The sequence below is a fragment of the Martelella sp. UBA3392 genome, assembly GCF_002358775.1.
GTDB lineage: Bacteria > Pseudomonadota > Alphaproteobacteria > Rhizobiales > Rhizobiaceae > Martelella > Martelella mediterranea.
Genome location: NZ_DEPM01000144.1, coordinates 34,183 through 46,815 on the forward strand (window position 1 = coordinate 34,183; position 12,633 = coordinate 46,815).

The 12,633-nt window shown below is 62.0% G+C and carries 12 protein-coding genes and 3 pseudogenes; 11 read left to right on the forward strand and 4 right to left on the reverse strand.

Annotation, left to right across the window (positions count from 1 at the left end; all coding sequences use genetic code 11):
- Nucleotides 1–62: 62 nt before the first annotated feature.
- On the forward strand, nucleotides 63–923 hold the full coding sequence (locus B4E36_RS10750; RefSeq protein ID WP_292056390.1) for an alpha/beta fold hydrolase: 861 nt from the start codon (nucleotides 63–65) through the stop codon (nucleotides 921–923).
- 129 nt (nucleotides 924–1,052) lie between these two features.
- Here B4E36_RS10750 and B4E36_RS10755 read toward each other — a convergent pair whose 3' ends face one another.
- On the reverse strand, nucleotides 1,053–1,598 hold the full coding sequence (locus tag B4E36_RS10755; protein ID WP_292056389.1) for a beta-galactosidase trimerization domain-containing protein: 546 nt from the start codon (nucleotides 1,596–1,598) through the stop codon (nucleotides 1,053–1,055).
- Between the two features lie 116 nt (nucleotides 1,599–1,714).
- Between B4E36_RS10755 and B4E36_RS10760 the strand changes: the two are divergent.
- The 10 genes and pseudogenes from B4E36_RS10760 to B4E36_RS10805 all read left to right on the forward strand — a co-directional run.
- A pseudogene (locus B4E36_RS10760) lies at nucleotides 1,715–1,879 on the forward strand (ATP-binding cassette domain-containing protein); the annotation flags it as partial.
- An 86-nt stretch (nucleotides 1,880–1,965) separates the two neighbouring features.
- Nucleotides 1,966–2,154, forward strand: a pseudogene (locus B4E36_RS10765) (metal ABC transporter solute-binding protein, Zn/Mn family); the annotation flags it as partial.
- 1,150 nt (nucleotides 2,155–3,304) lie between these two features.
- Nucleotides 3,305–4,009: a metal-binding protein ZinT gene (locus B4E36_RS24315; RefSeq protein WP_414673755.1), complete on the forward strand. Its 705-nt coding sequence runs from the start codon at nucleotides 3,305–3,307 to the stop codon at nucleotides 4,007–4,009.
- A gap of 95 nt (nucleotides 4,010–4,104) precedes the next feature.
- Nucleotides 4,105–5,174: pseudogene (locus B4E36_RS10775) on the forward strand (CobW family GTP-binding protein).
- A complete protein-coding gene (locus B4E36_RS10780) occupies nucleotides 5,171–5,458 on the forward strand; it encodes a hypothetical protein (RefSeq protein ID WP_292056385.1) in 288 nt (95 codons plus the stop codon). The pseudogene B4E36_RS10775 and the gene B4E36_RS10780 overlap by 4 nt, the downstream one beginning before the upstream one ends.
- A gap of 130 nt (nucleotides 5,459–5,588) precedes the next feature.
- Entirely contained in the window at nucleotides 5,589–5,951 is a 363-nt protein-coding gene (locus B4E36_RS10785) for a hypothetical protein (protein WP_292056383.1), read from the forward strand.
- Nucleotides 5,952–6,013: 62 nt separating this feature from the next.
- Complete coding sequence (locus tag B4E36_RS10790; RefSeq protein ID WP_292056381.1) at nucleotides 6,014–7,057, forward strand: DUF1775 domain-containing protein; 1,044 nt, start codon at nucleotides 6,014–6,016, stop codon at nucleotides 7,055–7,057.
- 126 nt (nucleotides 7,058–7,183) lie between these two features.
- Nucleotides 7,184–7,792 (forward strand): SCO family protein, encoded by a 609-nt coding sequence (locus B4E36_RS10795; protein ID WP_292056380.1) that lies wholly within the window; start codon nucleotides 7,184–7,186, stop codon nucleotides 7,790–7,792.
- Nucleotides 7,785–8,153, forward strand: a complete 369-nt coding sequence (locus B4E36_RS10800) for a hypothetical protein (protein WP_292056378.1) — start codon at nucleotides 7,785–7,787, stop codon at nucleotides 8,151–8,153. The genes B4E36_RS10795 and B4E36_RS10800 overlap by 8 nt, the downstream gene beginning before the upstream one ends.
- A 42-nt stretch (nucleotides 8,154–8,195) precedes the next feature.
- Nucleotides 8,196–9,599: a PepSY domain-containing protein gene (locus tag B4E36_RS10805; protein ID WP_345900334.1), complete on the forward strand. Its 1,404-nt coding sequence runs from the start codon at nucleotides 8,196–8,198 to the stop codon at nucleotides 9,597–9,599.
- Nucleotides 9,600–9,676: 77 nt separating this feature from the next.
- Here B4E36_RS10805 and B4E36_RS10810 read toward each other — a convergent pair whose 3' ends face one another.
- The 3 genes from B4E36_RS10810 to B4E36_RS10820 are packed head-to-tail and all read right to left on the reverse strand — an operon-like array spanning nucleotide 9,677 to nucleotide 12,611.
- Nucleotides 9,677–10,420, reverse strand: a complete 744-nt coding sequence (locus B4E36_RS10810; protein WP_292059348.1) for an amino acid ABC transporter ATP-binding protein — start codon at nucleotides 10,418–10,420, stop codon at nucleotides 9,677–9,679.
- Nucleotides 10,417–11,505 carry an amino acid ABC transporter permease gene (locus tag B4E36_RS10815; protein WP_292059346.1) on the reverse strand — a complete coding sequence of 363 codons (1,089 nt, stop codon included), beginning with the start codon at nucleotides 11,503–11,505 and terminating at the stop codon, nucleotides 10,417–10,419. The genes B4E36_RS10810 and B4E36_RS10815 overlap by 4 nt, the downstream gene beginning before the upstream one ends.
- A complete protein-coding gene (locus tag B4E36_RS10820; protein ID WP_292059343.1) occupies nucleotides 11,505–12,611 on the reverse strand; it encodes an amino acid ABC transporter permease in 1,107 nt (368 codons plus the stop codon). The genes B4E36_RS10815 and B4E36_RS10820 overlap by 1 nt, the downstream gene beginning before the upstream one ends.
- Between the last annotated feature and the right edge of the window lie 22 nt (nucleotides 12,612–12,633).

The window sequence follows — 12,633 nt, forward strand, 5'->3', positions numbered from 1 at the left end:
CGCGACGAGGTCGCTAAGTTCGCCGCGAAGGAACCGCCATCACGGAATTCGGAGGAGTTTTCATGGCTCATATATTTACGGCGGAAGAGACCAGCCGTTTTGCGCAGATCGCCGATGGCGACGGCACGTTGAAAATTCATTACAACGACTGCGACCCCAGGAACGGCGGCGAGACCGTGGTGATGCTGCACGGTTCCGGTCCCGGGGCAACGGGTTGGGCGAATTTCAATCGCAATATCCAACCCCTGACCGACGCAGGCTATCGCGTCGTGCTGATGGATTGCCCCGGCTGGGGCGAGAGCGACACGGTGATTTCCACCGGTTCACGCTCCGATCTGAACGCGCGGATGCTGAACGGCCTTGTCGAGGCACTGGCGCTTGAGAAGATACACATCATCGGAAATTCCATGGGCGGCCACAGCGCTGTCGCCTTTGCGCTCGCGCATCCAGAAAAGGTCGGCAAGCTGATCCTGATGGGCGGCGGCACCGGGGGCGTGAGCCTGTTCACGCCGCAGCCCGCCGAAGGCATCAAGCTGATCGGCGCGCTTTACCGCAATCCCACCATCGAGAACCTGAAGAAGATGATGGAGGTTTTCGTCTTCGATCCGAGAGATCTCACCGAAGACCTGTTCGAGACCCGGTTGAAGAACATTCTGGCGCGCCGCGACCATCTGGGAAATTTCGTCAAGAGCCTGGCAATCAATCCGCGCCAGTTCCCCAATGTCGACCACCGGCTGCACGAGATTACCGCCGAGACGCTGATCGTCTGGGGTCGCAACGACCGCTTCGTGCCGATGGACACCGGCATCAGGCTGGTGGCTGGCATCCAGAATTCCGAACTGCACGTCTTCAATCGATGCGGCCACTGGGTTCAGTGGGAACATGCCGACAAGTTCAACCGGATGGTGCTCGACTTTCTGTGACCTGTTGCCCTTGAGGTCTTTGCTTGCAAGGGAGATTCGCGCCGGAACTGGCTGGAGCCGCGCATCCATTCGGATGCACGGCTCCAACCTATTGAATCTATCGCATCAATGGCGCGTCCAGAAGGCCTCTCAAGGCGTCGTCTCGAAGATCGCGAGATCCTGTGGGGGCACCGTTCGCTCGCCGAGCAGAAAGCGGCCGGTGGCGAAGGGTATCGTGTAAGGTTCAGGACCATCTTTGAAGATCGCCGCCACCTTTCCGCGCCGCACCAGGCGCAACGGTTCCGGCATTGCGACACGGGCAATACCGGCCTCATCCAAAAGGCGGCCAAATAGCGCGTGGAGAAGCGCGGGATCGAGCCAAGCGCCAAGATAGCTCGGCTTTTCATCTGCCACCATGACCGGCTGGCCGTCTTCGGTCGCAAGCTTTGAAGGAAGCGCGGTCTCCAGTCGCTCCAGCCAGCGGGAAGCGGCGCCGGAAAGCCCCTCACCTTCCACGGCTACGGTGAGGCCCGGCCTGAGCGAGGAGACTTCTGCAACCTTCAGCGGCAGAAACGCCTGCAGCGGCCCCGGCGGCAGGGTTTCCGGGATTTCGAAATTGCCAAGCTTGGAGCCGAAGACGAGATGCGCATCGTTTTCTCGAAACGCCGCCAGTGCGCATTGTCGAAGCCTTTTCAAACCCGGGACGAAATTTTCGCCGAAGCCGGAAAAAGCGGTTGCCTTCAAATCACGCGTTCGATAGACGTAATGGTATTACATTACTGAATCTCCTGTCTATGAACGAGACTCTTTCGATGGCCGAGGCCTGCCTGACCTTTCGCGATCTGACGCTTGGATATGACCGCCATCCGGCCGTGCACCACCTGAATGGCATTGTCGGCAAGGGCAGTCTGACGGCGGTGGTCGGCGGCAACGGGTCTGGCAAATCGACGCTGATGAAGGGCATTGTCGGGCTGCTAGGATGATCTACGACGCTCTCGTGCTTCCCTTCATCGAGTTCGCTTTCATGCAGAGGGCCTTGTCCGGCACGCTGATGCTGTCGCTCAGCGCCGTCTTTGCCGAAAACATTTCCGACGCCCGCCTCGTCGAACAGATCGCGTCCGAAGCCGGACTCGAGCTTGGGGGAACGCTCTATTCGGATGCGTTGTCTTCAGCCGATGGCCCCGCGCCGCGCTATATCGACATGATGCACTACAACGTCGAAACGTTCGCCGCCGCCATCAACAACGGCTGACACCCATAAAAAAGGGCGAGGCCGAGCCTTGCCCATACTTGTTACGTTATACCATCAAGGAGAGACTGATATGAAACGATGGATCCTGGGTGCATCCGCACTCGCGATTTCACTTGGCGCTCCGGCGGCGTTTGCCGAAGACCATGAGGACAGCGTCACCCTCTACCGCGTTTTCGTCGGCGATCATGCCGATGCGAAAATCACGGCCTTCGATCTCAGCGAGCCCGACCATCGCTGGTCCTTCGACACCGCCGGCCAGAGCAAGCTCTACGCGGTCAATGGTGGCGCCGCCATCGTCGCCGTCCAGTCGGACAGCGACGCGGTGCATTTCATCAACAGCGGCATCTCGCTGCATTCCCATGGCGACCATTCCGATATCGATATCGAGGAGCCGGCGGCCGTCGAGGGCAGCCTCACCGGTCCGCGCCCGTTCCACATCATTGATCATGACGGCAAGGTGGTCATCAATTTCGACAAGGGCGGCTATGCCGCGATCGTCGATGCTCACGAGCTTTCCCACGGCGAGATTGAAACCAGCGAGCTGAAGCAGGACCGCGCCCATCACGGCTTTGCCGCCCCCGTCGGCCAATACTGGGTCACGACCGTTGCCACCGACACGCCGGTCGACGGCACCCGCATCGGCCTGCGCGCCGTGACCGAAGACGGCGAGCCGACCGGCGATGTCGCGACCTGCACCGGCATCCATGGCGAAGCCTTCTCCGGCGCCTATCTCGCCGCCGGTTGCCAGGAAGGCGTGCTGGCCGTGACCGCCGGTGAAGACGGCCCCGTCTTCGAGATGCTGACCTATCCGGATGATCTGCCGGACGACCAGACGACGGGTACCCTGCTTGGCGCGAAAAGCATGCAGGTCTTTCTCGGCAATTACGGATCCAATGGCCTCGTCGTCGTCGATCCCGCCGACGAACCGCATTTCCGTTACATCGAACTGCCCTTCCGTCGCGTCGATTTCGCGCTCGATCCGGCCAATGCCCGCTTCGGCTATGTCCTGACCGAGGATGGCAGCCTGCACCAGATTGATATCCTGGACGCCAGCCTCACGGAAAGTGCCAAGGTCACCGGACCCTATTCGATGGACGGCCACTGGAACGATCCGCGTCCGCGCATCGCCATGGCCGGCGATGAAATCGTGATGAGCGACCCGAATGCCGGCCTCGTCCGCCGCATCGCCAAGGATGGCCTCACGGAAGTCGGCACCATCGACGTCGGCGGCATCCCCTACAACATCGCCGTTGCCGGCGGCAGCGGCATGGTCCACGAGAGCGAACATGACCACGAAGGCCATGACCACGATCATGGCGACCCGCAGATCGCCAAGGGCTATTTCGAGGACAGCCAGATCGCTGATCGCACCCTTTCCGACTGGGCCGGCGACTGGCAGTCGGTCTATCCCTATCTTCAGGACGGAACCCTCGACTCGGTCATGGAACACAAGGCCGAGACCGGCGAGATGACCGCCGAGGAATACAAGGCCTATTACGACACCGGCTACAAGACCGATGTCGAGCGCATCACCATCGATGGCGACATGGTCACCTTTTATAGGGATGGCGCGGCCGTCAAAGGCCACTACGCAAGCGACGGCTATGAAATCCTGACCTATGCCAAGGGCAACCGCGGCGTCCGCTTCATCTTCGAAAAGACCGGCGGCGACGAGGCGGCCCCGCAGTTCATCCAGTTCTCCGACCACCGGATCGCACCGGCAGAGGCCGATCACTATCACCTCTACTGGGGCGACGACCGCGCCGCCGTGCTGGAGGAACTCACCAACTGGCCGACCTACTACCCGTCATCGCTCGACAGCGACCAGATCGTCGACGAGATGCTGGCGCACTGAGGTCAGCGCCGTAACCAAAGAAGAAGCGTCCGGCCTTCCAGGGCCGGACGCAGCGGTTTGTCGACAAGCCCGTCCCCGCGTCAGAGAGGAATGGATTGAAGCAGTTCTACGACCCCGTTGCGGTAACGCTGCTGACCGGCTTTCTCGGCTCCGGCAAGACGACGCTGGTCAATTCACTGGTTAGCGATCCGCGGATGGCCGACACGGCCGTGATCATCAACGAATTCGGCTCCATCGCCATCGATCACGATCTGGTCCGCGCCGGCTCGGAGCGCTACATGCGCACCACGACCGGCTGTCTCTGTTGCTCCGCCAGCAGCGATATCCGCACCTCGCTTTTCGAATTGCACGACGCCCGCATGAAAGGCGCAATCGGCCCGATCAGCCGGGTGGTCATCGAAACCACCGGGCTTGCCGATCCCGCTCCTATCATCAACAGCCTGATCCCCGGCGGCGCGCCGGCCACCGCGCTGCGCGACCACGCCGTTGCGCGCCATTTCTATCTGCAGGGCGTCATCACCGCCTTCGATACGATTGACGGGCGTGCAACGCTTGCAAGCTTCATCGAAGGCTGGAAACAGCTGGCCTTTGCCGATGCGGTGATCCTGACGAAAACCGATATCGCCGAGGAAAAACGGAACTGGGCGCAGGAGCTTTCCGTGCTCATCCCGCCGCGCGCTTTCGTGACCGGCATGCGCCGGGCTTCGACCTCGGCTCGCTTCTCGGCGAAACGCCCTACTCCGTTGTGCACAAGGCTGAAGACGTCAATGGCTGGCTGGCGATGGAGCGGCTCTCCCCTCATCCCGAACACGACCACGACCCCAATCGCCATGGCGACGAGATCGAGGCGTTTACCCTGACGAGCGAAACGCCGCTGGACCCGGATGCGATCGGCATTCTGCTGGGCGTTCTCCTCAGCCCGCAAAACCGCGGCCTCATCCGCATGAAGGGGCTGGTCGCGCTCAGCGACGATCCCGAAAGACCAATGGTGATCCACGCCGTCCAGCACAGGATGGACCCGACCGTGCGCCTGCCGCAATGGCCAGGTGAGGAGCGCGGCACGCGGATCGTGCTGATCGGCATGGACCTCCCGCAACAGCAGATCCGCGCGTTTTTCGACGCCCTTGTCGCGCGCTCAAGGAAAAGCAGTAGGAAAACCGCTTGAGCAGTGCTTTCGTGAACCCGCTCGCCCCGAAACGGCCGAATGTTGTCGAGTCCGCGCGCAGGATCAAGAGCTGGACGCGCGCGTGTTTGAAGATCGATGATGCAACCATCGTCTCGGTCAACGAGCTTGCCTGCCACCTCCCCGGTTGTCCGCCGAAGGAAACGGTCATTCTGGTGATGACGGGGCCCAACGACACACGTCAGTTTTCGATCCACAAGGCGATGGCGTATGTCACGTTCGAGGACGTCAGCCTTGTGGCGGCAGATGTTCAGGACCATGGATGAAACCGGTGCGCGAGATCGCATTTCGCTTGCGTCAAATTGACAAGTTGCAATAACGTGCGGCTTCCATTCTTGTCTGGCCGACATGCTGCATGCTTCGGCGGAACAGCGGAATGATGGGGAGGTTTTGGGTTTGCGGGGATTGAAGGCAGCGATGCGGGAACTGGCGGCGGCACTGGCCGTGATCGCCGTTTTTGCGCTCGCCTTTATCTATCAGCCCTTCATGCCGGCTCTGACCCACCACGACGCCAGTTCGCTTCTGGCATCGTCCCAGACCGTTCTCTGCGGCAGCGGGCCCGGCGATGACGGGGCCATGAGCCACGGCCCCTGCCATGCCTGCCGCCAGGATGCCGCCATCCTGCCGCCACCGCCGGACGAGGCCGTCCCGGCCTATACCTGCCTCTTGGCGCATGATCTCGCATTTGAAGATGAGACACCGTCCCGCGTCGTCTACACGAGCCATTACAACCCGCGCGCACCGCCGTTTGCTGTCTGATTCCGCAAAGCGGGCCTGTCAGGGTCCGTAAAATCACGACAATTCCAAACGGAGTATTTTCCATGACCACGTTCATGACCCGTATCGCATGGGCCGGCGCAATCAGCCTTGCCAGCCTTTCCGCCGCCAATGCCCACATGACGCTCGAAACCGGCGAAGCATCGGCCGGCGGCAGCTACAAGGCCGTTATCCGCGTGCCGCACGGCTGCGATGGCGCGGCGACCACTGAAGTCCGGGTCAAAGTGCCGGAAGGCTTTTACAGCGTGAAGCCGATGCCGCATGCCGGCTGGGAGCTCGAAACCGTCACCGGCGCTTACGCCGAAACCTATATGAACCATGGCACGCCGGTCAGCGAAGGCGTGACCGAGGTGATCTGGAAGGGCGGAGAACTGCCCGACGCCTATTACGACGAGTTCGTGATGCGCGGCTCGCTGTCGGCCGATATCGCCCCCGGCACGGTGCTCTATTTCCCGGCCGTTCAGCTCTGCGCCGATGGCAGCGCCAACCACTGGACCGGTACGGGCGAGACAAGTGACGCCGAACCCGCGCCCAAGCTGACGGTGACGGCGGCCGGTCACGGACATGGTGGCCACGACGACCACGCCGCGATGTCTCATGACATGAGCCATGATATGGACCACGCCATGAGCGAGGACATCAAGCTTGGTGATCTTGACATCACCGGCGCCTTCGCCCGCGCCACTCTGCCCGGCGCGCCCGTCGGCGGCGGGTTCCTGTCGATCACCAATAATGGCGATACCGACGATCGCCTCATCGCCGCCTCATCCGATGCCGCGGGCGACCTGCAGCTTCACAACATGCGCATGGATGGCGATGTGATGAAGATGTACCAGATGACCGATGGCATTCCGGTTCCCGCTCACGAGACTGTGGAGCTTTCGCCGGGCGGCCTGCACATCATGTTCATGAAACTGAATGGACCGCTTGTCGAAGATACGGTCGTCGATGTCGAGCTGACCTTCGAGAAGGCGGGAAAGGTGACCGTGCCCTTCTCCGTCAAAAGCATCGCCGCGAAGGAAGCCGGCCACGACATGCATGGCATGGATCATGACCACGCCGACCATGGCGACATGAAGGCGAACTGAGTTTCGGACACCGCACCGACCCGCACAGCCTGACTGGCGATGCGGGGCGTTCCCAAATCGCACAAGCGCGTCTGCCGGGCCGGCGACGGCCCCGCAGACCCGTGTGCGCAAGCAGGAATTCAGGACATGAAGAACTTCAGAAGGGCCCTCTGGGGGTCCATCGCTGCCATCTGCGTGGTGATCATCTGGCTGGTCTATCAGATCGGTGAGACCAATGAAGAGATGATGCATATCCCTATGGGGCCGGACTTCACGCTGACCGCCGATAACGGTTCTCCCATCACCCAGGCCGCCTTCCGCCAGAAGCCGACCGCGCTGTTCTTCGGCTTCACCCACTGCCCGGAAGTCTGCCCGACGACGCTTTACGAGCTCAATGGCTGGCTGCACGAGGTCGATCCCGATGGCGACAAGATCGACGCCTACTGGATCACGATCGACCCGGAACAGGACACGCCGGAGATGATGCGGAACTATCTCTCCAACGTCACCGACCGCGTTACCGGCATTGCCGGCGATCCGGACAAGGTCCGCGCCATGGCGGACGGCTTCGGCATCTACTACGAAAAGGTGCCACTCGATCCGAACGATCCCAACGGCGACTACACGATGAACCATTCCGCATCGGTGTTCCTGTTGAACGATGGCGGCGTGCTGCAAAGCACCATCGCCTATCAGGAAGATCACGATATGGCGATCGAGAAGCTGAAGCGGCTGATCGACACCGACGATGGCTGAGTTGCGCCGAAACCGCGATCTGATCGGCGGTATCGTGCTAGTGTTCTTCCTGCTGTTCTCGCTGGCGCCGGCCGGCATCATGCCGGTTGCAACGCCTGAGGGCATCAAGGTCGTCATCTGCACGAGCCACGGCCCGCTGGAGATCACGACAGAGCCGAAGCCCGCAAAACCGGAGCCGGCGCAGGGCAACCCTTGCGGCTGGGCCATGGCGCATGGCCTGTTCAATCTTGCCGATGCCCCACGGCCCCTGTCGACTGGAAGCAGCGCCTTCCTGATTATTCCCGATCGACCGACGATCCTGCTCGCGCATGCCAAGGCCACCGGCCTGCCGCCTTCAACAGGGCCACCTCTCGCTTCCTGAGTTTCGAAATCCGTTGAAACCTTATCGAAGCGAAAGACAGACATGACTGACACGATCTCTCGGGCCGCGGCCCCGTCGACTGCGGTTGACGCAAAAAAATATTACTTCATCGCCTGGCGATGGCACTTTTACGCCGGCCTCTACGTCATTCCCTTCCTCTGCATGCTGGCCATCACCGGCCTGACCATGCTCTGGATATCCTGGGGCGCTGGCCTTGGCGCCGAGCGCATGGCCATCACGCCACAGGGCGGGACGATGGCGATCAGCGCACTTGAGGCCGCAGCGGAGGCGGCCGTTCCCGGCAGCCATGCCACGCAGTATGTCGAGCCGCTTGCCGACAATCGCGTTGCTGCCTTCGCCGTCGCAACAGACGCCGGCACCACCGGCGTGGCGATCGATCCCTATAGCGGGGCGGTGATGAAGACCTTTCCGTGGCGCGCGGGCTGGTACGATTTTGCAACGGACATTCATGGCACGCTTCTTCTGGGCCGTTTCGGCGACCGGATGATCGAAATCGCCGCAAGCCTCGCCATCATCATGATCGCGACCGGGCTTTACCTGCATTGGCCGCGCAACGGAACCGGCTGGCGCGCAACGCTGATCCCGCAGCTTTCTCTCAACAAGAGGGCGTTGTGGAAATCTGTCCACGGCGTCACCGGCATGTGGATCTCGCTTGTCCTGCTCGTCTTCCTGCTTTCCGGCCTCAGTTGGGCCGGCATCTGGGGCGAGAAGATGGTGCAGGCCTGGAACACCTTTCCGGCCGAAAAATGGGGCGCGCCACTTTCCGACAGCACCCATGCCGACATGAACCACGGCAATACCAAGGAGGTTCCGTGGGGCCTGGAACAGACGCCGCTGCCGGAATCCGGTTCGCCCGCCGGCGTCGAGGCGATTTCCGGCAAGGTCGATATCGACAGCGTCGCCGCCTTCGCCCGTTCGCTCGGCTTCAACGGCCGCTTCCAGATCCATATTCCGGTAGACGCCACCAGCGTGTGGACCATCAGCCATGACAGCATGTCGAATGACGGCCCGAACCCGACCGCCGACCGGACGATCCATATCGACCAGTATACCGGCAAAGTGCTCGCCGATGTCGGATTTGCCGACTATTCGCCCTATGCCAAGGCCATGGCCGTCGGCATCGCCTTCCACGAAGGCGATCTCGGCGTCTGGAACCTCGTGCTGAACACGGTCTTCTGCCTGTCCGTCGTGCTGGTCTCGGTCTCCGGCGCCATCATGTGGTGGAAGCGCCGCCCGGGAACCGCCGGCAGCCGCCTGTTCGCACCACCTAGACCACAGGACCTGCCATTCTGGAAAGGCGCCGCCCTGCTCGTCGTCGCGCTCGGCATCGTGTTTCCCTTGGCCGGGCTCGCGATCACGCTCATCCTGCTTCTGGATGCGACAGTGCTGCGGTTCCTTCCGGGCATTCGGCGCGCGCTGAACTGAAAAGCGTCGATGCGGTGCGCCACAAGCACGCTGCATCGAACTGTCTCGCAAGAAGATGTCGGCTCGCGACGGGCCCTTCAGTGGATCATCGTCCGGATGCTGGACAGAAAACGTCGGGTTCTCTCGTCTTCCGGCGCATCGAAGAACTGATCCGGGGCGGCGGTTTCGACAATTTCGCCGGCTTCCATATAGACGACGCGATCGGCGACCTGGCGGGCAAAGCCCATTTCGTGGGTCACGACCACCATGGTCATGCCGTCATCGGCGAGTTCCACCATCACGTCGAGCACTTCCCGGATCATCTCCGGATCGAGCGCCGATGTCGGTTCATCGAAAAGCATGATCTGCGGCCGCATACAGAGCGCCCGCGCTATGGCGACGCGTTGCTTTTGCCCGCCGGAAAGCTGCCCGGGAAACTTGGGCGCCTGGTCGAGAATCCGGACGCGCTTCAGGAAGGTTTCCGCCGCCGTCTCCGCTTCCGCGCGCGGCGTGCGCCGCGACAGGATCTGCGGCAGAGCGCAGTTTTCGAGCACCGTCAGATGCGGAAACAGGTTGAAGTGCTGGAACACCATGCCCGCATCACGCCGCACCGCATCGAGATTGCGCAGATCGTCGCCAAGCTCAACGCCGTTAACGACAATCCGGCCCGCCTGATGCTCCTCGAGCCGGTTGATGCAGCGGATCAGCGTCGACTTGCCCGATCCCGAAGGCCCGCACACCACCACTTTCTCGCCGGCCGCAACCGTCAGCGAAACGCCCTTGAGGACATGAAAATCGCCGTAGAATTTGTCGATGTTATCGATTTCGATCGCAGGTTTCATCCGTGTGTCCTTGCGGCTACGCCCCGTTCGAGATGGCGCGAATAGATTGAGATGGAAAAGCAGATGATGAAGTAGATCGCCGCGACGAAGAGATAGGCCTCGGTGGAAGGCGCCGGCCATGCAGGGTCGGTGCTGGCGCTGCGCGCCGCGCTCAGCATGTCGAACACGCCAACGATCAGCACCAGCGAAGTGTTCTTGATCATCACGATGGCGGTGTTGGTCAGCGGCGGGATCACGTTCTGGATGGCCTGCGGCAGGACGATGTGCCAGATCATCTTCCAGTAGGGAATGCCGAGCGCCTCGGCCGCCTCGATCTGCCCGTCATCCAGCCCCTGAAGGCCGCCGCGAATGACCTCCGCCAGATAGGCGGCAGCGAAGATCGTCAGCGCGGCAAGCGTGCGGCCGAGCTTGTCCACCGTCCATTCCGGCGGCAGCAGCAGCGGCAACAGGATCGCCGCCACGAACAGCAGGCCGACCAGCGGAAGACCGCGCACAAGCTCGATCACGAAAATACTGATCGCGCGCGCCACGGGCAATTTTCCCCGCCGCCCCAACGCAAGTAGCACGGCCAGCGGAAAGGCAAGGCCGAGCGACAGCACCGCCAGAAGCAGCGTCACCGGCAGGCCGCCCCATTTCGACGTCGGCACGTAGTCGAGGCCCAGCACGCCGCCGCCCATCAGCACCAGCATGGCGGCAATCGCGACGGCCCAGACCAGCAACAGCCGCGCGTTCCACAATTTCGGCGACAGCGAAACGAGCACCATGGCGACGATCAGCACGATCACGATGGTGGCGCGCCATTGCTCCTGCGGCGGATAGAGACCGAATAGGATCAGCCGCGCCTTGGCGCCGATGAATGTCCAGCACGCCCCGCCGCCCTGGCATGCGGCCGGGCCGCCCACCCAGTGGGCATCGAGAACGGCCCAGTTGAAGGCCGGGATGAGGCCGAGAATGATGAGGACGGCCAGAACCGTGAGGAATGCGGACAGCAGATCGCCGAACAGCAGCTTCAGCAGCGGCTTGCGCTTGGCCCTGGGCGGTTTCTGCGGCGCATCGGCGGCGGTCTTGAAAGCGATATCGGTCATCAGCGCACCACCAATGCGACGCGCGCATTATACCAGTTCATGAAAGCGGAAACGGAGAGCGAAATGCTGAGGAAGACCGCCAGCATTATCAGGATGCTTTCGATCGCCTGACCGGTCTGGTTGATCACCGTGTTGACCACGAGGCCGAGCTCGGGATAGCCGACCGCCACGGCAAGCGTGGTGTTCTTGACGGTGGAGAGATATTGCGAGGTCATCGGCGGCACGATGATCCTCAGCGCCTGCGGCAGGATGATCCGGAACATGATGTGACGTTCACTGAGCCCCAGGGCGCGCGCGCCTTCCCACTGGCCCTTCTCAACGGCATCGATGCCGCCGCGGATGATTTCGCCGATGAAGGCGGAGGTGTAGATCGTCAGACCGGTAATGATCGAGGCGAATTCGGGCGACAGCACCATGCCGCCCCTGAAATTGAGCCCCTTCAGGGCAGGCGCATCAAGACCGACCGGATGGCCGAGCATGCCCGAAAGCCAGACGATGGCCGCCACCCATACACACAGGGAAATGCCGACAGATGCGGCTTTTACCGGCAGTACCCGTCCGGCCGCAGCCTTGAAGCCAGCGACGATCGCAAGCACGAACAGAAACGCCGCGACGATCAGCAGCATACTGGCGCCCGGTCCGAGCGTCAGGGCCGGGGCATAGACGCCGCGAATGGACAGGAACACGCCGGGCAAGGGATTGAGCGCCTCGCGCGGAACCGGAAACAGCGACGTGGCGATCGCATACCAGAAGAGAAGCTGGACGATGAGCGGAACGTTGCGCAGCACGGTGACATAGGTGCCGGCAAAACGCGACAACAGCGGATGGGCGGAGCGGCGCGAAAGGCCGACCACCAGCCCGAGCAGCGTTGCAAACAGGATCGACAGGAACGACAGCCACAGCGTATTGGCGAGACCGACGACATAGGCCCAGAAGAAGCTGTCCGATGCATCGTAGCGAATGATGCTTTCGGAAATCGGAAAGCGCGCCGGCCGCCAGAGATAGTCGAAACCGGTGCGGATGCCGCGTTCGGTCAGGTTTTCATGCGTATTGCCCGCAAGCCACCAGACGAACAGGACCAGACCGCCCAGAAGGGCGATCTGCATGGCCCATGATCGGGCCCGTTGT

Coding starts and splice junctions, on each gene's coding strand:
- B4E36_RS10750 (WP_292056390.1), top strand. CDS start 63: ATGGCTCATATATTTACGGCGGAAGAGACCAGCCGTTTTGCGCAGATC.
- B4E36_RS10805 (WP_345900334.1), top strand. CDS start 8,196: ATGACTGACACGATCTCTCGGGCCGCGGCCCCGTCGACTGCGGTTGAC.
- B4E36_RS10795 (WP_292056380.1), top strand. CDS start 7,184: ATGAAGAACTTCAGAAGGGCCCTCTGGGGGTCCATCGCTGCCATCTGC.
- B4E36_RS10800 (WP_292056378.1), top strand. CDS start 7,785: ATGGCTGAGTTGCGCCGAAACCGCGATCTGATCGGCGGTATCGTGCTA.
- B4E36_RS10790 (WP_292056381.1), top strand. CDS start 6,014: ATGACCACGTTCATGACCCGTATCGCATGGGCCGGCGCAATCAGCCTT.
- B4E36_RS24315 (WP_414673755.1), top strand. CDS start 3,305: ATGAGCGACCCGAATGCCGGCCTCGTCCGCCGCATCGCCAAGGATGGC.
- B4E36_RS10820 (WP_292059343.1), bottom strand. CDS start 12,611: ATGCAGATCGCCCTTCTGGGCGGTCTGGTCCTGTTCGTCTGGTGGCTT.
- B4E36_RS10815 (WP_292059346.1), bottom strand. CDS start 11,505: ATGACCGATATCGCTTTCAAGACCGCCGCCGATGCGCCGCAGAAACCG.
- B4E36_RS10810 (WP_292059348.1), bottom strand. CDS start 10,420: ATGAAACCTGCGATCGAAATCGATAACATCGACAAATTCTACGGCGAT.